This window comes from Alphaproteobacteria bacterium (genome assembly GCA_016722515.1).
In the GTDB taxonomy this organism is placed as follows: domain Bacteria; phylum Pseudomonadota; class Alphaproteobacteria; order Rickettsiales; family JADKJE01; genus JADKJE01.
Genome location: JADKJE010000001.1, coordinates 93609 through 114637, shown reverse-complemented (window position 1 = coordinate 114637; position 21029 = coordinate 93609). Strand labels below are relative to the sequence as shown.

Here is a 21029-nt window from a genome sequence, read left to right as displayed (position 1 = left end):
TATTCAGTTATCTATTGGGAGATACGTTATGAAAGTATTTATATTTCCAGGTCAGGGTTCTCAGTCAGTTGGCATGGGAAAAGCATTAGCAGAAAATTTCCAAGAAGCGCGTGAAGTATTTCAAGAAGTGGATGAGGCGCTTGCCTTTAATCTCAGCAAACTTATGTTTGACGGTCCCATTGAAACGCTTACCATGACCGAACACACCCAGCCGGCGTTGATGGCGGTTTCGATGGCAGTGATTCGTATCATGCAAAAACAGGGTGGGTTAACATTAGATCAAGTCTGTCGCTATGTAGCAGGGCATTCGTTGGGTGAATATACGGCTCTTGCTGCGGCAGATGCGTTTAGCCTTTCAGATTGTGCCAAGATATTGCAGATTAGGGGCAGAGCGATGCAGGCAGCCGTTCCTGGGGGGATTGGTGGAATGGTGGCCTTGATTGGTGTCACTCCCGAAGATGCGGCTGCGCTGGCCCGTGATGCAGCTGGTGGCCAAGTATGTCAGTTAGCCAATGATAATGGCGGTGGCCAGATTGTGATTAGCGGCCATATGGAAGCGATGGACAGAGCCATCGAACTGGCAGGGCAACGCGGCATCAAGCGTGCCATCAAACTTCCTGTAAGCGCTCCTTTTCACAGTGCATTAATGGAACCAGCGGCTAAAGCGATGGAAGAGGCATTAGCAGCTGTAAAATTACGTTCGCCTATTGTGCCGGTCGTTGCCAATGTCACCGTAGAACCTGTAACCGACCCAGATACCATCCGAGCATTACTCGTAAAGCAGGTTTGTGGTCAAGTGCGTTGGAGAGAAACAGTCGAGTTCTTTAAAAAGCAGGATATCCAAGAATGTTATGAAATCGGCAGCGGTAAAGTGCTAAGCGGACTGGTTAAACGGATTGAAAAAGAATTGCCGTGTACATCCATTGAATCGCCGCAGGAGATTGAGGCGTTGCTATTGAAGGTATAATCTTCAAGCTGATTTATTTTGACAGTGAAGTCGGAGATTGCTTTATTTTTATTGGTGATGGAAGGGGGCAATGACGGCGTTTTATGAGTATTGTGCCGTCATCTTCGGCCCATGGAGCGTAAGCGTAATGGGCTGGTGAAACATGCACCGATGAGAAGGAATTGCGCTGGTCGCGCAATGTGTATTGTGCTGGATTCCCAGCCTTTTTAAGCAGCACTCGCCTGCGGCTCATACTGCTTAAAAAGGCTGAGAATGACGTCCAACACTCCGTCATCTTCGGCCCATGGAGCGTAAGCGTAATGGGCTGGTGAAACATGCACCGATGAGAAGGAATTGCGCTGGTCGCGCAATGTGTATTGTGCTGGATTCCCAGCCTTTTTAAGCAGCACTCGCCTGCGGCTCATACTGCTTAAAAAGGCTGAGAATGACGTCCAACACTCCGTCATCTTCAGCCCATGTAGCGTAAGCATAATGGGCTGGTGAAACATGCACCGATGAGAAGGAATTGCGCTGGTCGCGCAATGTGTATTGTGCTGGATTCCCAGCCTTTTTAGCACTCGCCTGCGGCTCATACTGTAAAAGTCTGAGAATGACGTCCAACACTCCGTCATCTTCAGCCCATGTAGCGTAAGCATAATGGGCTGGTGAAACATGCACCGATGAGAAGGAATTGCGCTGGTCGCGCAATGTGTATTGTGCTGGATTCCCAGCCTTTTTAAGCAGCACTCGCCTGCGGCTCATACTGCTTAAAAAGTCTGAGAATGACGTCCAACACTCCGTCATCTTCGGCCCATGGAGCGTAAGCGTAATGGGCTGGTGAAACATGCACCGATGAGAAGGAATTGCGCTGGTCGCGCAATGTGTATTGCTGGATTCCAGCCTTTTAAGCGACACTCGCCTGCGGCTCATACTGCTTAAAAGGCTGAGAATGACGTCCAACACTCCGTTATCTTCGGCCCATGTAGCGTAAGCATAATGGGCTGGTGAAACATGCACCGATGAGAAGGAATTGCGCTGGTCGCGCAATGTGTATTGTGCTGGATTCCAGCCTTTTTAAGCGCACTCGCCTGCGGCTCATACTGTAAAAAGGCTTGAGAATGACGTCAACACTCCGTCATCTTTGGCCCATGGAGCGTAAGCGTAATGGGCTGGTGAAACATGCACCGATGAGAAGGAATTGCGCTGGTCGCGCAATGTGTATTGTGCTGGATTCCCAGCCTTTTTAAGCAGCACTCGCCAGCGGCTCATACTGCTTAAAAAGGCTGAGAATGACGTTCAACACTCCGTCATCTTCGGTCCATGGAGCGTAAGCGTAATGGACTGGTGAAACATGCACCGATGAGAAGGAATTGCGCTGGATTCCCAGCCTTTTTAAGCAGCACTCGCCTGCGGCTCATACTGCTTAAAAAGTCTGAGAATGACGTCCAACACTCCGTCATCTTCAGCCCATGTAGCGTAAGCGTAATGGGCTGGTGAAACATGCACCGATGAGAAGGAATTGCGCTGGATTCCCAGCCTTTTTAAGCAGCACTCGCCTGCGGCTCATACTGCTTAAAAAGGCTGAGAATGACGTCCAACACTCCGTCATCTTCGGCCCATGGAGTGTAAGCGTAATGGGCTGGTGAAACATGCACCGATGAGAAGGAATTGCGCTGGTCGCGCAATGTGTATTGTGCTGGATTCCCAGCCTTTTTAAGCAGCACTCGCCTGCGGCTCATACTGCTTAAAAAGGCTGAGAATGACGTTCAACACTCCGTCATCTTCGGCCCATGGAGTGTAAGCATAATGGGCTGGTGAAACATGCACCGATGAGAAGGAATTGCGCTGGATTCCCAGCCTTTTTAAGCAGCACTCGCCTGCGGCTCATACTGCTTAGAAAGTCTGAGAATGACGTCCAACACTCCGTCATCTTCAGCCCATGTAGCGTAAGCGTAATGGGCTGGAGATCCAGCGCAACACTATTTTGCGACTAGCAAAATTCCACTTCAAGCTGATTTATTTTGACAGTAAAGTCGGAGATTGCTTTAGCAGGCTGTGAATGTAGGTTTCTTCGAGTGCATCAGAAAAGGAAGCTAAGTTTTGAGGGTCACTGGTATAGAGTATATTATAGACCTCCCTTATTAATGGCTTTAAACCAACGATAAATTCCTGCATTGTAGTGGAGGCGCTGCTCTCGTTGACGCTATGGATCATTTTACGAAAAGAGCGTTCAACCCAGCTCGCAGAAGGGGCAACGGGATCTGTCGGTAATTTAGAAAATTCAATTTTTAAACTATTGGCATATTGTATTCGATCAGTAATTTCGGGAGCCAAAGAGTTTAACCTGAAACGTAAGGAATCAGGCATTCCAGGAGTGGCCGATTCTGGCGGTCTTGCATAATTGAGTAAAGGGGATTTTTCTGAAAGGGTGGGAGTGGGTTGATAACGAGCGATGGAATCCAGGGTCGTTTTTAAAATATTTGAAAGCTGATGGCAGGCCCTAAGGTAGGCGGGACGTGTATTTTGATCATTAAATTCATTTTGAGTAAGAGTCTGATTCCATATTTGAATAAAAATCCCTTCTATGCGTCGGTCGTAATGGATTTTAGCCATATTATTTTCCAAGAGCTTTTGTTAATTAATTATGTTTACTTGGATTATATCAATTTTCATTTGTAATGGAAGGGGGCAATGACGGCGTTTTATGAGTGTTGTGCTGAATTCCCAGCCTTTTTAAGCAGCACTCGCCTGCGGCTCATACTGCTTAAAAAGGCTGAGAATAACGTCCAACACTCCGTCATCTTCAGCCCATGTAGCGTAAACCGATGAGGCGTTCTATAGGCGGCGCTCAAATAGTTATTTACGCTTTACCTCTTTTCCTACGAATTCAAAAACCCACGCAATTTCCGTGAACGGCTTGGGTGTTTGAGTTTGCGCAGGGCTTTGGCTTCAATCTGACGGATACGCTCACGGGTAACGCCGAATTTATTGCCGACTTCCTCCAATGTATGGTCCGTGCTGACACCAATACCAAAACGCATCCGCAATACGTGTTCTTCACGTGGGGTGAGGGTGGTTAGTATTCGGGTGATCACTTCTTTTAAATTGGAGTGGATCGCGGCTTCAAGTGGGGCGATAGCGTTTTTATCTTCGATAAAGTCACCTAAATAACCGCCGTCTTCATCACCGATTGGATCTTCAAGGCTTACAGGCTCTTTCGCGATCTTCATGACCTTGCGCACTTTCTCAAGGCTCATGGATAGGCGACCTGCCAATTCTTCAGGTGTTGGCTCGCGTCCCATTTCGTGCACCATTTGCCTTGATGTACGAACAATTTTGTTAATGGTTTCGATCATATGTACGGGGATACGGATGGTACGTGCCTGATCAGCAATGGAGCGCGTGATAGCCTGACGAATCCACCAGGTTGCGTATGTTGAAAATTTATAACCACGGCGATATTCAAATTTATCAACCGCTTTCATCAGACCAATATTACCTTCCTGAATAAGATCAAGGAACTGCAAACCACGATTGGCATATTTTTTAGCAATCGAAATAACCAGCCTTAAGTTGGCTTCGATCATTTCTTTCTTGGCCTGAGTGGTGGTGCGCTCACCACGTTGCACCGAATTAACCAGATCTTTAAAAATAACTGGATTAATACGAATACGGCGGGCGAGGGTGATCAGTTCCTTTTGCAGTTCTGTAATTCTAGTCTGGTTGTTTTTAACAAAATTATCCCAGGCCAGCTTTTCTTTGTTCGTACCCTCACTTAGCTGAGGCCACCATTTAAGATCCAGTTCATGACCGTGATAATGCTTTAAGAAGTAGGGGCGGCCAACACCATTGGTTTCAGCAAGCCTCACTAATTGCCCTTCAATCTGGATAATTTCTCTGTTGGTGGTATAGAGCTCTTCTTTAATTGATTCAATACAGGCGTTGCTTAGGTGGAAATCCTTTAGTTTAGCAACTAACTGGTTGCCCAAATCTTCATATTCAGGTTTATTTTTAGGATTTGGTTTTTCTTCTCCAAGTGCGACTGCCAACTGATTATCCTGAATATTAATCATGCGTTTGCACAGAGGAGAAATTTCATCTAGTAATTCAAGTACTTTAGGAAGCAGGGCTTCCTCCATTGCTGCAATAGAAACGCCACCAGTAGCTTCTTGACCCTCTTCAGAAGAGTCACCTTCAGCCTTTTTTCCGTCCTCAGTTTTGCCATCCTCACCATCGATATCATCATCAAAATCATCATCATCGTCTTTGGCTGAAAGATCGCCTTTCTTTTTGGGAGTGAGAACTTCGTCGGTATCGAAATCATCTTCGCTTACAGAGGCTTCGCCAGGGAATCCATCTTCAGGGTTTAATGTCGAATCTAAGTCAACAATTTCACGCAGAAGAATTTTTTCATTGGTTAAATCATCATACCAGGACGTAAAACGTTGTAAGGCATGGGGGCTTTCTAGCAATGATTGAATCATCATCACTTTGCCTTCCTCAATACGCTTGGCAATTTCAATTTCACCCTCACGCGAGAGCAGCTCAACGCCCCCCATTTCCCGCAAATACATACGCACAGGATCATCGGTGCGGCTTAGCTCGTCATCGGTATCAAGGCTGTCTTCAGATTCGGCATCACCTTCAAAGTCAAATTCTATATCGCCTTCTACCAATGTAATGTTGGCTTCAGAAAGCAGGTTCATAACCCGTTCGATATGATCTGCAGATAAGGTTTCCTGTGGAAGGACTTCGTTAAATTCATCATACGTCAAAAATCCGCCTTGTCTTTTGGCCATGATAATTAAACGTTTTACAGCATTTAAAATAGGTTCTGAAAGAATCTCATCGCCCTTCTTTTTGGAGCCTGACATAGGGATTGTATCACCGGTAAGGCGCGCAATTTCTTGTTCTGATTCTTCTTTTATAGGCCTTTTGGCTTTAGGTTTAGGTTGTGCTTGCACCTGAGTGGTGGCTGCTTGTGGCTTAGCCTGATTGGCCACTTTTGCTTGAGCAGGAGATGGTTTCGCTTTAGATGCATCAACTTTAGCAGCTGGTTTGGCAGGTGTAGATGTAGTTTTTGCGGACATTTTTCCCTTTTGCGTGCTTGTGGCTTTAGCCGGAGCAGACGTTTGTTTTTTTGAAGGAGTATTTGTTTTTGCTTTCACGGCTGCTGCTTGGGGCGATTTAGAATCGGGAGCAGATTTTTTAATATTTTGATTAGCAGAAGAACCTGCCTGTTTTTGAGGCACAGTAGTTTTTTTAGCAGGTGTGCTGGTATTTTTAGCTGTAGTGACGTTCTTGGCCACTTTTGCTTGTGCAGGGGCTGTTTTGGATGTCGTGGATTTAGAAGGGGACGATTTTTTTGGTGCAGGTTTTTTAGATTTAGATTTGGTAGCCATAAAGTCTCCTAGAGGTCAGCATCGCTGTGTAACAGCATTTCTAAATTAGTTCGTTTGGTAGCAATCGTTCGTTCCATCTCTGCAATCTCTTGAGATAACGCATTCGCGCGTTCCTCACCTTCGGGTGTATGCTCTAAATAAGCATGCCTCGATTCTTTTTTTATGTCCTCAAGACAATGCAGGTCACACAGATACAGCCAAGCCGCTTGCTGAGCAGATTTGGGTAGATGCTCAATGCCCTGAAAAAACACATCACTGTGCCGTTTGATCAGCTGCCATTCGCTCAATAATCCCTCTTCAGTCAAAAAGACCTGACAATCAACATGTGGTACGGCTAAAAGCTCCTCCCTTTTATGTAAAATCACCTGACGTATTTTGTCAAGCTCCTTCCCAGAAAAAGTCATCCGAGATGTTTCTTCTAAAACGTGATCATCGCACAAAAGTGAGGGGTAAGTCAATAAAAGCCGGATAATTTGACTTTCAGTCATTAAAATTGGATCAATACCTGTGACCATCGATGATAGCGATTTGGTTGAACTTGTTAAGCTTTTAGGCGGCGTAAACGCTGGTTTATTATGTCCATGCGCCGTTTGGTACTTGGATGATTTATGTGATGAATTGCGTTTGGTTAGTTCGTTTAATGCTAAATAAAAATATTGTTGATAGAATTTCCTGATGTCAGAATCTTGAATTTTTTGACCCAGAAGTGACAGGGTTTTGCGTAGTTGTGCCTGATGTTCTGGCCGACTCGTATCAACAAGCTGGCACTGATATTCAAAAATAAATTCTGACAGGGAAATCGTCTGCCCTAATATTTTTTCTAATTTAGCCGAACCATACACCCGCAAAATATCATCAGGGTCCATTTTGTCGGGTAATTTAACAAATCTGACGGATACTCCTGGTTTTAAAATGGCAAGGATACGTTCAGCAGCCCGCCACATCGAACGGATACCGGCGGCATCACCATCCATACATATAATCGGATCATGGTCAATTTTCCAAAGTCTTTTGATATGATCTTCGGTTACGGCAGTGCCTAAAGGTGCAACGGCGTGACAGGTGTTAGAGCGGTTAAGGGCAATGACATCCATATAGCCTTCTGCTAATATTAAGGGCTTAATGTCCTTGTGAGGCATGCGTGCTAGATGTTCTGCGTAGAGTGTCTGCCCTTTATGAAAAAGTGGTGTATCTGGAGAATTTAAATATTTGGGTTCGCCCTTTCCCAGTATGCGTCCGCCAAAAGCAATGACATTGCCTTTACTATCGCTGATAGGAAAGATGAGGCGGTTTCTGAAGCGGTCATAGGGTGGTTTGCCCTCTATTTCAATGATAAGTCCACTTTCGTTGAGGAGATCGTTGCTTATTCCCTCGGCGGATAATTGTTTGTAAAGAAGATTACCTTCTGGTGCGTAGCCGATACGGTAGTCTTTAATATAGTGAGGAGTTAAGCCGCGCTTTTCAATATATTCCCTGGCTGCAAAGCCTGAAGTTGTCTGTAGTTGAGCTTCAAAAAATTGACAGGCCTTTTCAACGCATTCTAGAAGTTGCTTTCGGCGTGATTGTTGCTGAACTTCTGCTTCTGTGGGCTTGAAGTCTGGGACTGTCATCCCTACGGATTTGGCAAGTTCAATAACGGCTTCGGGGAAGCTAAAATGATAGCGTTTAGTCAAATAAGTTGCGGCAGTTCCATGCGCTCCGCAACCAAAGCAGTGGTAAAATTGCTTGTTGTCGTTGACCGTAAAGGAGGGCGATTTTTCATGATGAAAAGGGCATAGTCCCATAAACTCGTGCCCGCGTCGTTTCAGAGCAACGTCACGGCCAATCACTTCCGAGATATTGACGCGGTCGAGTACTTCATCAATAAAATGATCAGGTATTAGCATGAATGATAAAGGATCCAGATTTCAGGTATATCTAACCTTATATCACAAAGTAACTGTTCAAGCACTTGAAACTTATCGCATAGCCGGATATAACTAACATCTTGAGTTAGTATCGATAGGAGTTATATGGCTAAAGAAGAGTTAATTGAGTTTAAAGGCAAGGTAACCGAATTACTGCCAAATGCCATGTTTAGAGTTGAGCTTGAAAATGGACATGTGATCATTGCGATCACTTCGGGTAAAATGCGTAAGAACCGTATCCGTATTTTGCTTGGTGATGAAGTTACTGTTGAAATGACCCCCTATGATTTATCTAAGGGGCGTATTATTCACAGGAATAAATAGCTTAAACGACATCAAGGAGGTGACATGCGGTCACAAAAGAATAAATCTGGCCTTCTCATGGGCGGCGTTTTTTTGGTAAGCGCTTCTCTTGCTGCTGTTGCAATGGCACAAACGACACTGAGCATTGAGTCGCATGATGGATCACAAAACCAGGATATCGTACCTGATCCAGGGGCGGTGGTTTTTTGTGGCAATAAGTATAATGCTAACATCTCTCTAAAAAATCATAGTGGCCAAGATAAAATTTTTAAAATTGATATCGTTGATGCTCATCCGTTGGAAAATGGTCTTTTTGAGGTCGTAGAGCAACCGCTAAATCCAGCTACACAAAACGTGATTACTTCACATGTAGTTGTTTACCCTAGAATGGTTAAACTTAAGTCAAATGAAAAAAAAGATATACGAGTATTATTACGCGGTGTTGCTGGGCCAGCTTCTATGCGTGAAGACCGTGCTTATATCGTGTTGCGTGAAGTTGAAGATGGTGATAACGGTGTCATTTTTAATGATAAGGATGTATCTTCATCGCACAGCGAAAAAAAATCTTCGCATGTGGCAAAAAATGCTGATGCCCTAGCGGATGCCGTAAGATCTGTTCCGGTTCTGTTGAGGCCTAAAAAGGCATTTTCCAAAATTGACCTAACGAATGTTGTGATAGCCAAAGAAAAAAAGGGACTTAATCTAGATATAAAACGTTCCGGTGATTTCTCGGTGTTGGGCTCACTCTCGGTTACCTATATTCCCTCTGATAGTTCGCTGAAGCAGATTGATTTAGTAACGGTTCCTGCGAATGTGTTTGCTCCTCTTGAGCAACGCCATATGGAAATAAAATGGGATGCTCCGCAACAAATTGACCTTAAAAAGGGTAAGCTTCAGGTCAATTATAATTCGGAATATGGTCGTAAGACCAAGCTGCTTGATTCTGAAACGGTAGGGTTCTAGGCATATTTAGAGAGCATTGCGTGTTTTAGGGCAATTTCTTTTTGTTATTGCGATACTCAGAAATCAATCGTAAATCGTGTGCTGAGCACAAGTGCATTCTCTAACTCTTTGTTTATGCCGGGGTTAATCACATATTGAATGTCTGGTTGCAACAAAAGCCAAGGGGTAATTTTGTCACTATAGGTGAGCTCAAACGTTGTTTCGGCATTAGCAATAGTTCCTTCGCTGACCAGAGCGGCTTTTTTATATTCGCTGCTAGGTTGAGCACCCGTAATACCAAATCCCAATTGCCCTTCATCATGCCCAGGTAGGAAGCCGGTATACACAAAGCCTGCGCTCCAAGCATAACTAATTTCATTTACATCACCATTGGCTATGCCAAAACGCACAAAGCCAACCAAGCCTTGATCGTTGCTTTCCTGGTAAAGCTGCTTTTCACCGATGATATAGCTGCCGTTGTTATGTTCTTTGTCGCCGGTAAGTGCGAGATGATCAGATTTTTCAGTATAGTACCAACCACCAACGGCAATTGTTGCACCTTGTTGAGTATAGCCGGTTTCTCCTGCGAGCAACCAGCCATCATTATTATCTAACCGAATATGAGTGCCGTGTGGATGATTAACGGCACCTGAAACACCATCCAAAATGGCTGTTTGGATATATATATTTTTAGTAGGGTTTAGGCGAACTCTTGTACCGACTGATGTATTTGGAAAGATAGAAGGGCCATTCTGACCGGATTGTGACATTTCAGTTCCAATACCAAAGGTAGAATGAATAAATAAAGCACTTGAGTCCGTAACATAAAATTCTGAATTTAAATCATATAGACCGGCAAGAAGAGAAACTTGATTCTCCAGTAGTGTTTGTTCAAGATAAGCTTGATAAAGCTTTGCTGTGGGGCTTGGCACTTCAATATTGTTAAGCCCTTGGCTACTGCCTACTAAATCGTTATCTGGTCTGCTCCCCATATTATTCAGTAAGTTGACTTTAGCACTTAATCCTTTGATGCCTAGGATCTTTTCGCCGTCGAGCGTAAAAATAACATCAAGATTATCAAGCGCTCGAATGCCACGTTTAATGCCACCACTAACATTTCCTACGACATCAAATTTATAGATGATATCGGTTGCGATGCCCCTATTTTCTAAATTGCGACGCGCTCCACCCCAATCACCCGTTAAATAGGCAGAATAATCTTTTAGCTCCTCTGGCACCTCATCAGCTTGGGCACGTATTGGACACGATAGAAGAAGCGTAACTAACGGAAGCATCAGCGTGTAAATTTTATTGTTCATAATGACAGGCGCACTTATTGTTGATGAGAATGATAATTGTTCTCATATCTTTTAGTGCTAGTCATCACGATTGTCAATTTACATTTTTGCTTATCTAACGCTCACTGGTTTTCGTTTCCAAATACTTGTTTAAAGATTGTATCCACATGTTTAGTATGATATCTCATATCAAACATGGCCTCGATTTGAGGTTTGTTAAGGTAACGGGCGATGTCAGGATCAGCTTGCAATAACTCGAGGAAGTCTTTTCCTTCTTTCCATACTTTCATGGCATTACGCTGAACATAGACATAGGAATCTTCACGGCTGGCACCTGCCTGGGTGAGGGCAAGGAGTACGCGTTGGGAAAACACTAATCCTTTTAATTGGTTAAGATTTTTTTCCATATTCTCTGGATAAATGACTAGTTTATCCAGTAATCCTTTCAATCGGTGCAAGGCAAAATCCAGAGTGACGGTGGCGTCAGGTGCAATCATGCGCTCAACGGATGAATGTGAAATATCACGTTCGTGCCAGAGTGCTACATTCTCCAGTGCAGGCATTGCATAACCGCGTACCAGGCGCGCAAGACCAGTGAGGTTTTCGCTGAGTACTGGGTTGCGTTTATGCGGCATGGCAGAACTGCCTTTCTGACCTTCAGAAAAGAATTCCTCTGCTTCCAAGACTTCCGTGCGTTGAAGATGGCGCACTTCGATGGCGATGTTTTCAATCGATCCTGCAATCACTGCAAGTGTTGCAAAAAACATCGCATGCCGATCCCTGGGAATAACCTGAGTTGAAACAGGTTCAGATGTCAGGCCCATTTGTTCAGCAACATATTCCTGAACAAATGGGTCAATATTGGCGTAGGTTCCAACAGCGCCAGAAATCGCGCAGGTGGCAATTTCTGCACGGGCTGATTTGAGGCGTGTTAAGTTACGCGCCATCTCGGCATAGAAACGAGCCATCTTCAGTCCCATGGTTGTTGGTTCAGCATGGATGCCGTGGCTGCGCCCCATACTAACCATATCTTTGGTTTCATAAGCGCGGCGTTTGAGCACGACTAAAATCTCTTCAATGTCCTTGATGAGGATATCGCTCGCCTGGGCCAGTTGTACAGCAAGGCAGGTATCAAGCACGTCAGAACTGGTCATGCCTTGGTGGATAAAACGTGAATCTTCACCTACATATTCAGCGACACTGGTAAGGAAGGCAATGACATCGTGCTTGGTGACTTTTTCAATGTCGTCAATTCGTTCAACGTCAAAATTTCCTTTTTCCCATACAGTCTTTGCGGCTGACTCTGGAATGACTCCAAGCTTTGCCTGTGCATCACAAGCATGGGCTTCAATTTCCAACCAGATTTTATAACGGTTTTGCGGTTCCCAAATGGCAACCATTTCGGGGCGTGAATAACGAGGGATCATGGGAGTTCCTTATTGAAAATAAGGCAAAGTATAACAGTCTAATTCTCTGTCGACAACCGCATTTCTTCAAGTTCCAGCCATCTTTCTTCGGAAGATGCCAGTTGGTGTTGTTTATCCGAAAGGTCGAAGCTTAGTTTGTCAAATTGTTCAGGGTCTTTTAAGTAGAGATTGGCATCTGCTAAGGCTTCTTCAATGGTTTTGATATCGATACTTAATTGTTCAATCTGTGCTGGTAATATCTCGAGCTCGCGTTTTAGTTTATAGGAAAGCTTATTAACCTTGGGATCAAGTTTAGGTTCGTTGTCGGCTGGCTTGTTTTCGATTCGCAGATTAGGGTCAGTAAGGCTTTCTTTGCCATTTTTAGGGAAGCGCTTTTTATAATTAAGGTAATCGGTATACCCGCCAATATAACCTTCTACCACACCATTGCCTTCAAAGACCAGGGTCCGGTTGACAATACGGTCGATAAAGTCACGATCGTGGCTGACGATGATGAGGGTGCCGTCATATTCATCCAGCAATTCCTGCAAGAGGTCAAGGGTGTCCATATCGAGGTCGTTGGTGGGTTCATCCAGAATCAACACATTGCCAGGGTCGGCTAGCTGCTTGGCTAGCAATAGACGGTTCATCTGGCCACCGGAAAGGGTTGAGACCATACCGCGAGCTTCATCTTTGTTAAACATGAATTTTTTAAGGTAACCAATCACGTGCATAAGGTGCCCATTCACATTAACGTGATCACCCCCATGCGGGCATAGAACTTCAATGAGCGATTTTTGTGAGTCTAGCAATAGACGATGCTGGTCGATATAGCGTATATCGGCATTCTTCGCTGTACGGATTCTGCCGGAATCAGGCTCTAGATTGCCTGTCAGCATTTGCAAGAAGGTGGTTTTACCGGTTCCATTATTGCCGATAATACCGATTTTATCTTTACGCATAATTCGCGTAGAAAGACCATCGACAATAGGTTTGATTTTTCCGTTAGCATCGGTAAAGCTTTTGACGACATTTTTAATTTCAAAGACCAGTTTGGCGCTCATATCGGCGGTAAGGGCTGGAAGCTCAACTTTATTGAGAACCTGGCGCAGCCTTGTTTTATCATCACGCAATTGTTGACGCATCTGCACCAGTTTTTCTACACGCTGGACATTACGCTTACGCCTAGCAGAGATTCCGCCTTGCATCCAGCCTTCCTCGACCTGCATTTTACGGCCTAGATTGGCAAGTTGCCTGGCTTCTTGTTCGATAAGTTCATCGGACCAGTTCTCAAAATCGGCATAACCTTTATAATTAACCCGCATGACACCGCGATCCAGCCAAAAAGTTTTGGTGGAAATATTCCGTAAAAATTCACGATCGTGGCTAATACATAATACGGCACCATGATAGGTTCTTAAAAATCCTTCAAGCCAGGTTATTGCAGCTAAATCCAAATGGTTTGTGGGTTCGTCCAGGAGCAAAATATCAGGCTCTTGAATTAATGCTTTTGCCAGGGATGCGCGGCGATACTGGCCTCCAGAAAGACGCTCCATTGAATCGGGTCCGTTTAGTTCTAACGGGTTTAAAACCATATCGGCCCTGTAATAAAAAGATTCTCTCAATTCACCCTCGGGAATGTCAAGATTATCAAGCACATAATCGTAAAGGCTGATAGGCTGACCCGTGATAACTTGTTGGGGTAAATAGCCAACCTCTTTACCTGGCTGGATAAAATATTCGCCTTTATCAGCTTCCAGCTCGTGCGATATTAGCTTAAATAGTGTGGTTTTTCCACACCCGTTTTTACCAACGAGGCACACTTTATCATCGGGATAAAGGCTCATGGAAAGGTCTGTAAAGAGGGGCTTTCCACCAAAATGGACTTCAACGTTTTTCAGATAAAGGAGAGGAGGGGCGTTATTCATCGAGGGAATGCTGAAGAAGGATGGAATCAACCCATTGGTTGAATTTCAGGCCAACCTTATGCAGATGGGCTACTTTTTTAAAACCATGTTTTTCATGAAGGGCAATAGACGCGCGATTGGTATTTATATCGCCACTGATGACGGCAATAATTTGCTTTAATCCCTGTTTGCGGCAGCGTTTAAGAATTTCAGTTAACAAAATATCCCCTATACCTTTGGTTCGGAAGTCTTTATCCACGTAAATAGAATGCTCCACGGTATAACGGTAAGCAGACCGTGTACGGTAATGGACAACATAGGCATAACCGATGACTTTATCATCCAATTTGGCCACAATATAGGGAAAGTTGCTATTTTGAATCGTCGTGCGCCGATGATCCAGTTCGTCGGCGGTAGGAGGGGTTTCTTCAAACGACGAGAAAGTATTAAGGACATAGAACGTGTAAATACGCTCTATTTCAGGGATATCATGAACGGTAGCATCGTGAAGGGTAACGTTCATTTTTGTCCTTTTCCTCCTTACTAATCAATTGGTTAAAGGTAATTTGTGCTGTAAAAAAAGCCAAGACGATACTTCTATAGCAAAATAGGGTTAAAGTCTATGGTTATTATAGTAGCGCATAAAGATTATGAATTGGTAACGATACCCTCTTAATCTAGGACGTTTATTATAAGATATCAAATATTAGTCATGTTAATATGATTAAATAAGTAAATTAAGACGGTTTTATGAATATAACACACGGATGGGCCTGTTAATTTTTAATGTTATGGATTGATTGTTTATATGTTATGGGAATTTATAATATTATATATTGACAATATGGAAGTTAATGTTATAATCCTTTTAAATAGTTTAAAGGAAAATGCAAATGACAAACGAAGGTGGAGTAACTAAAAGAACAAGACGCCCAGCTCCTGCACGGAGAGTGGGGCCGGATAAAGTTGTTTATTCAGCTGAGGGAGTCGATCCAATAAGAGAATCAGATCTTGGCATTGATCCTACGTCACCTAAAAAGGAAAGGGAGCTTTTGGAAGCAGAGGGCAAGCCTTTGACTGCCGAACAGATGTTAGATCTTAACTTTCCAGCAGACGTTGAGTCTAATGATGATGAGTTTTGGAAAGCAATATATAAACTTTGTACTCCGTTAGTTGTAGTGGATAATCGCGAACCTAATGAAGTTAAAACTAAGGTGAACGAGCAAGACGTTACACTAGATGTAATTAAAGAAGTTGAGGGTAATTCACAAACTGAAGATTTTGAGACACGGACAGTAAAAGAGCAAGAGCGTGAAGTCCGTACCCAAAAAGAAGTTAAGGGTAATTCACAAACTGAAGATTTTGAGACACGGACAGTAAAAGAGCAAGAGCGTGAAGTCCGTACCCAAAAAGAAGTTAAGGGTAATTCACAAACTGAAGATTTTGAGACACGGACAGTAAAAGAGCAAGATAAAGATAAAGATAAAGATAAAGATAAAGATAAAGATAAAGATAAAGATAAAGATAAAGATAAAGATAAAGATAAAGATAAAGATAAAGATAAAGATAAAGATAAAGATAAAGATAAAGATAAAGATAAAGATAAAGATAAAGATAAAGATAAAGATAAAGAAGTGCGTTTGCCTAACTCTGGTAAACCTAAGACCGATGGACAAGGTGAGGTTGCCCCTGTTAGTAACAAAAAAGAACACACAAGAAGAAAACAAAAAAAATCTACACCTGTAACTAAAGAAGATGAAGATAAATCACTTATCAATAATCCTGCAGAAACAACGTCAAATGAATTAGCTAAAAATAACCTCACAAAAGTGATCAAATCAGAAACTAGCAAGTGGAAGAAAGCATTAGAAAAAATTAGCTTCTTAGGTTTGAATGCAATTAAAAACGCAGAGGGGACGGTTTCAAAAAGGTTGAAAGTTAGTAATTTGCGCAATAAAGACAAAGCTAAATTATCTCGAGAACAAGGGGTTTCTGAGACTAGAGGACTTACAGCTGAAGAGAATGTCTTATGGTCTAAATGTTCTGAAAAAGAAATTAATTTTAAAAGTGGTTGCTTAAATCATTATCTTTCGAGCAAAAATGCGACAAAGATGTCAGATTTGTCAGATTTTGAAAAGGGGCGACTGTTTCTTATATCCGCTACAACTTATAATTACGTACAACAACATGGAAATCTGAAAACAAATTTGGTGCTTGATGGTGTCTTAAATGTTTCTCCAGAATTGTTTGAAAAAATATGTGTGGAGATCGGAAAATCAAATATTTCTAATCTAACTAATACTGATAAACTTAATGAATTCAAAGGTTGTTTTAAATATACAGTTCTTCAGGGTAAACCATCTAGCTATCAGCTTGATTTTGATAAGTTAGCGTCTAAGGTTGGTGTAAAAGAAGTTAGATATGAATCTTCAGATGTTTTGAATCGTCATAATTCTAATCGATGGTCAAGAATGGTAAGTAGTTCTAATCAAATTATTGGGAATGACGGAATACAAACCCAACGATTGAAGTAAAGACATTAAGAATTCTATGATTTCTTATTCATAATTGGTTGGTGAGCAAATATTCGGTTTTATCGGATTTAGCTCACCAACATTATTCCAAATATTATTGTGCATATTGGGCGTGATCCCTTCACTTAGAGCTAACCAAATGAATTAAGGCCAATTGTAGGCCTATCATGCCCTAAAATTTAGCATTAAGGTTAGTTAATCGATCATCATTCATTAAGAAACCTATAGGCCATCTCAGCGGTGGATTATGATTTTGATTAGATGACTTATAACTGCTTTGATAAGATGGATTAAAGGGACCTGCCACCAGATCCCTGGCCTGAGCCTGTTCTAAAATGAAGTGCAACACCTTATGATGTTTGTTGACTGACAAACACTTCAAAAAGATGTTGCGTATGAAAAGATATAACCATTTACGTTATGATGAAAGAGTAAAGATATCTCAGCTGAAGCAATCTGGCCTGCTAGCAGGCCAGATTGCTTCAGCGATCGGCCGTCCAGTGTGTACCGTTTATCGGGAGCTAAAGCGCAATGAAGCACCGCCAGGTCAATATTGGCCGGATACGGCACATCGCCTGGCAGCTGGCCGCCGTTGCCGTCAAGCGCGACTCGACAAGTATATCAAGCTCCAGGAATGTGTTATGGAACACATGCAGAACCATTTCTGGACACCTGAGCAAATCGCCGGTCATCTTAAGCATGGTCAAACCGAGCTAAAATCCATTTGTCACGAAACGATCTACCACTGGATTTATCAGGGTTCTAGACGAAAAGAGAAAATCTGGAAGTTCCTTCCACGGCATAAAGCAAAGCGGTGACTAAGGAAATCTAAAGGCGCTGGTGCTTCACGTATACCAAACAGAGTCTCTATCCATCAACGGCCCAAGCACATTGATAAGCGGACAACATTTGGTCACTGGGAAGGGGATTTGATGAGCTTCTGTAAGGGCTCTCAACCTATTCTGGTTCTCAGGGAAAGACAGACCATGTTTACCCTCAGCAAGCAATTGCCCAGTAAAAAGGCCGATGACGTTGCAAACGCAATCCTTAACCTGCTAACCAAAATACCTCAAAAGCACGCAAGTCGTTGACTTTGGATAATGGTGGTGAATTTACCCGTCACCAGTTATGGGGTAAAGCACTGGACATCAAAACCTTCTTCTGCGACCCATATGCATCATGGCAAAAGGGCGGCGTCGAGAATACCAATGGAAGACTGCGAAGAGACTTACCCAGAAAACGAACATTCACACATACAACAAGGAGGATTTCAATGAAACCATTGATAACTATAACCTAACACCACGCAAAAAACTCAATTGGATAACTCCTAATGAGGCATTCCTAAAAAATGTCAGAGGTTTGCACTTCAAACTTGAATGTGGCTTATATTCAGTTATATTACATTCTTATTTTTAAATGGAAATTAAAATGAAAGAAGACAATATTCTAGATCTGAGTGAAAAATATCCATTAACGGACGAAGGATTTAATGGATTAGTCCAAATAGGTCTTGTTGCTAATAAGCCTCAGACAAAAAACTTCATTAAAGAAATGACAAAATCAGCGTACCAAAAATGGCTATGTGATTATCAAATATACTTTAATCAAGATGGTGACCTTTTAGACAACAAAGAAACATGGTTCATACCTCAAAGTTTATTGAAACAAATTCAATTAAAAAGTGAAGGCTTCGAAGCACTCAATGAAGTATTTAAGTATGTGTTTTCATTAATTCAAAAAGAAAAATCTCCAGAAATATTATTAAATATAACTGGAGAAAACATGAATTACGTATCAGAATTACTCTATTGGATGGTGTTTCACAATAATATTAGTCCAGATATAGAAGAAAAAATTCTAAGTCTTGTTGATATCCGTTGTATGAATAAATCAATGATATTTAAAAGTTTAATATTTGACATAATTCATTATGAAGATATTGAGCTGTACACGGAGATTCATAGTAATCAACTTGTGAAAGTGTTTCAGTTATTTAGTGATACTAGAAATAAACAATTTATAATTCTTCTTAAGTCAGCTGTTCAAAATCATTCAGGTAAAGTAATATACGGTTTATTATCTGTCTTTGGTACAAAAAATTTAGAAAAAGAATATATATATCACAATTTATTTGAAGCACTTATTCGTTCACCCAATATGCAAGAAGAAACCTCTGAAATAATTAAGATGCTGTATGACGAAACACCACATGATATTTTATTTTGGTATTTGAAAAAAATGGAAGATCCATATGCAGACGTGTTCGATTATCTGGAAGAGCGGACAAATAAATTATTAAGTGAAAATGATGTTGATGGTTTACGTGATTTATTTATAAAAGCTACTTCAAATCGTTGTTGGTATACTGTATCCATGATACTTAGAACAACTAAAGAAAAGCAGGGAACAACAACGGTTACTGAATTGATAAATCAACTGGATGATGATGGTTTGAAATCATTATTTTTGGGCATTGCTGGGTTGATAGAGAGCGAAGGTTTAATTGATTTATTTCCGATTTATATGGATATTTTGACGATGGCGAAGGACCGTATAACAGTTGAGTCCTTTGTTAATGCATGCTATTCACTAAGACGTGAATTGCCTTCCGGTGAAGCTATAGCAGGTAAAATCGAGAATTTCCAAGAAATTGTTGAAGTGGTTGGTGAAAAATATATAATAGATGCCTTTAACCATGCATATACTAATAAATATTATGCGGTGGCAATGATTCTTTCTAATCTAATAGATTATAAAAAAATGGAATCTTTATTTGATATGAATTTTGGAAACAAAGATATTTATTCACTCATTATAAGATTTTCAATGGAATTAGCTAGGAAGAATTTTAATTTTAACTACTTGAATTCATTCAGTGTTTATAACTCTCTTGCGTTACTTCAGACACGGTTACTCACACTAATTGGCAGCCATTCCGTTAATAGAGATTTTTATAAACTGGATAATAAAGATCAACTTAGACAATTAGAAAAAATAATGAGTTCAAATGATTTTTTACATTCTATTGATGAAATTAAAGAATATTGCATTCAGAAAATCTCCATTGGAAAAGAAAAAATTACCATTAATAATTTTTATGATATTTTTAGGGTGCCTTCTAGTAGTAATTTTATTAGTTCTTCTGCTTCCTTTAAGGATTGGACTGAAAATGAACAAATTGAACTTATCAATAAATTATTTGTTCTTATTAAAGGATGTGGTTCAAATCAAATAAGTTTATTATTGGATACCTTAATTAGTATAAAAGATAAAATGAATAACCCTACTGTTCTTACGAATCTTATTAAAGAGCAGCAACCAGAAATTTTAGAGTCATTACTACGCCTGATTTCTCTTTCTACCGTTCCTGATACCAAAAAAGGTGAAATAATAGATAAATTATGTAACTTTTTCCAAGTATTTCCACCTATTACTGATCCAAAACTATTCTCTTTTCCTCAGGCCATTTTGATTCTCAAAGAAGCCTTTAATCATTCGAGTCATAGTTTATCGCAATTAATTTCTTTAGGTCATTTCAATGAAATGCAAGACGAAAGCTTAAATAAAAGTGGCGGCTTAGAAAGATTTAAGAATGTCGATCCAACTCATAATAGTATCCAGGGTTTTTCTATTTTGACATGGGCAATTGCACAAGAAAATCCCGATCCCAAGTGGTTAGAGGCGCTTATAGATGCAGGACTGGATCCGGAGACTCAAGATTTAAAAGGCCGTTTGCCTTTGGTTATGGCTTTGTTCACAAGAAATGAATCGTTAATCGATGTATTATTACCTAAATGCGGCCTTTTTCAATTTGAAAAAGCAAGCGGATTTTCAGCTAATGATGTAATAGAACAAACTGGCATAATGATATCATATGTTAAAAATAATAATGAAGTTGCTCTTAAGAAATTTTTAGACAGGGGCGCTAATCCTAATCAAAAGGAAACCGAATCCGGCAAGTCATTATTACAATATGCTGTTATTATGGGTCGTGTTAATATCGTCAAGTTACTGTTAAGTCGCCCCAACATTGATTTTCAACATAAAAGTAAAGAAAACCTCACGGCTAAAGATTACGCCAAAGGAACGAAACAATACGAAATGCAAATAATTTTAGAGAACAAAGAGAAGAAAACAGCAAATATTAGTTACTGCAGTCACTAGAGTCACTTGCAAAAGTCCTAGACTTTCTGTTGTGTGGAGCCTGTGCTATTGAAAATTTCTTCAGATTGTCTAATCGTAGAGTCATTTATGGTTAATTTGATTGATTTTGCTGATTTTTAGACGAGGGCCTGTTCTAAAATGAAGTGCAACACCTTATGATGTTTGTTGACTGACAAACACTTCAAAAAGATGTTGCGTATGAAAAGATATAGCCATT

At 41.3% G+C, this 21029-nt stretch carries 18 protein-coding genes; 8 read left to right on the top strand and 10 right to left on the bottom strand.

The genetic code is table 11. The annotated features are described in order from the left end of the window. Nucleotides 1–28 precede the first annotated feature (28 nt). On the top strand, nucleotides 29–967 hold the full coding sequence (gene fabD / locus IPP74_00465; GenBank protein MBL0317776.1) for an ACP S-malonyltransferase: 939 nt from the start codon (nucleotides 29–31) through the stop codon (nucleotides 965–967). Nucleotides 968–980: 13 nt separating this feature from the next. Here fabD and IPP74_00460 read toward each other — a convergent pair whose 3' ends face one another. The 6 genes from IPP74_00460 to IPP74_00435 form a co-directional block, all read right to left on the bottom strand. Then, nucleotides 981–1241: a hypothetical protein gene (locus IPP74_00460; GenBank protein MBL0317775.1), complete on the bottom strand. Its 261-nt coding sequence runs from the start codon at nucleotides 1239–1241 to the stop codon at nucleotides 981–983. 104 nt (nucleotides 1242–1345) lie between these two features. Further along, a complete protein-coding gene (locus IPP74_00455; protein ID MBL0317774.1) occupies nucleotides 1346–1993 on the bottom strand; it encodes a hypothetical protein in 648 nt (215 codons plus the stop codon). Between the two features lie 494 nt (nucleotides 1994–2487). Continuing rightward, a complete protein-coding gene (locus IPP74_00450) occupies nucleotides 2488–2685 on the bottom strand; it encodes a hypothetical protein (GenBank protein ID MBL0317773.1) in 198 nt (65 codons plus the stop codon). Between the two features lie 277 nt (nucleotides 2686–2962). Further along, entirely contained in the window at nucleotides 2963–3559 is a 597-nt protein-coding gene (locus IPP74_00445) for a hypothetical protein (GenBank protein MBL0317772.1), read from the bottom strand. A 266-nt stretch (nucleotides 3560–3825) separates the two neighbouring features. Next, nucleotides 3826–5820 (bottom strand): RNA polymerase sigma factor RpoD, encoded by a 1995-nt coding sequence (rpoD, locus tag IPP74_00440; GenBank protein ID MBL0317771.1) that lies wholly within the window; start codon nucleotides 5818–5820, stop codon nucleotides 3826–3828. 536 nt (nucleotides 5821–6356) lie between these two features. Next, a complete protein-coding gene (locus IPP74_00435; protein MBL0317770.1) occupies nucleotides 6357–8234 on the bottom strand; it encodes a DNA primase in 1878 nt (625 codons plus the stop codon). A gap of 126 nt (nucleotides 8235–8360) precedes the next feature. Here IPP74_00435 and infA point away from each other — a divergent pair, with 126 nt between their 5' ends. Together infA and IPP74_00425 are read left to right on the top strand one after the other, a co-directional pair. Further along, nucleotides 8361–8579: a translation initiation factor IF-1 gene (gene infA, locus IPP74_00430; protein ID MBL0317769.1), complete on the top strand. Its 219-nt coding sequence runs from the start codon at nucleotides 8361–8363 to the stop codon at nucleotides 8577–8579. 24 nt (nucleotides 8580–8603) lie between these two features. Next, on the top strand, nucleotides 8604–9521 hold the full coding sequence (locus IPP74_00425) for a hypothetical protein (protein MBL0317768.1): 918 nt from the start codon (nucleotides 8604–8606) through the stop codon (nucleotides 9519–9521). 56 nt (nucleotides 9522–9577) lie between these two features. Here IPP74_00425 and IPP74_00420 read toward each other — a convergent pair whose 3' ends face one another. The 4 genes from IPP74_00420 to IPP74_00405 form a co-directional block, all read right to left on the bottom strand. After that, the gene (locus IPP74_00420) at nucleotides 9578–10819 is read right to left on the bottom strand and encodes a carbohydrate porin (protein MBL0317767.1); all 1242 of its coding nucleotides are present in this window, start codon (nucleotides 10817–10819) and stop codon (nucleotides 9578–9580) included. A 101-nt stretch (nucleotides 10820–10920) separates the two neighbouring features. After that, complete coding sequence (locus IPP74_00415) at nucleotides 10921–12225, bottom strand: adenylosuccinate lyase (protein MBL0317766.1); 1305 nt, start codon at nucleotides 12223–12225, stop codon at nucleotides 10921–10923. 38 nt (nucleotides 12226–12263) lie between these two features. Beyond that, complete coding sequence (locus IPP74_00410) at nucleotides 12264–14132, bottom strand: ABC-F family ATP-binding cassette domain-containing protein (protein MBL0317765.1); 1869 nt, start codon at nucleotides 14130–14132, stop codon at nucleotides 12264–12266. Beyond that, nucleotides 14125–14634, bottom strand: a complete 510-nt coding sequence (locus IPP74_00405) for an N-acetyltransferase (protein ID MBL0317764.1) — start codon at nucleotides 14632–14634, stop codon at nucleotides 14125–14127. Before IPP74_00405 ends, IPP74_00410 begins: the two co-directional genes overlap by 8 nt. Before the next feature lie 370 nt (nucleotides 14635–15004). Here IPP74_00405 and IPP74_00400 point away from each other — a divergent pair, with 370 nt between their 5' ends. From IPP74_00400 to IPP74_00380, 5 genes are all read left to right on the top strand, one after another. Then, nucleotides 15005–16645: a hypothetical protein gene (locus IPP74_00400; protein MBL0317763.1), complete on the top strand. Its 1641-nt coding sequence runs from the start codon at nucleotides 15005–15007 to the stop codon at nucleotides 16643–16645. Between the two features lie 395 nt (nucleotides 16646–17040). Beyond that, entirely contained in the window at nucleotides 17041–17463 is a 423-nt protein-coding gene (locus tag IPP74_00395; GenBank protein ID MBL0317762.1) for an IS30 family transposase, read from the top strand. A 114-nt stretch (nucleotides 17464–17577) separates the two neighbouring features. Next, complete coding sequence (locus tag IPP74_00390; protein ID MBL0317761.1) at nucleotides 17578–17736, top strand: hypothetical protein; 159 nt, start codon at nucleotides 17578–17580, stop codon at nucleotides 17734–17736. Further along, nucleotides 17733–17945, top strand: coding sequence for an IS30 family transposase (locus IPP74_00385; GenBank protein ID MBL0317760.1), 213 nt, complete (start codon nucleotides 17733–17735; stop codon nucleotides 17943–17945). The genes IPP74_00390 and IPP74_00385 overlap by 4 nt, the downstream gene beginning before the upstream one ends. A gap of 131 nt (nucleotides 17946–18076) precedes the next feature. Further along, nucleotides 18077–20812 (top strand): ankyrin repeat domain-containing protein, encoded by a 2736-nt coding sequence (locus IPP74_00380; GenBank protein ID MBL0317759.1) that lies wholly within the window; start codon nucleotides 18077–18079, stop codon nucleotides 20810–20812. Nucleotides 20813–21029: the final 217 nt, after the last annotated feature.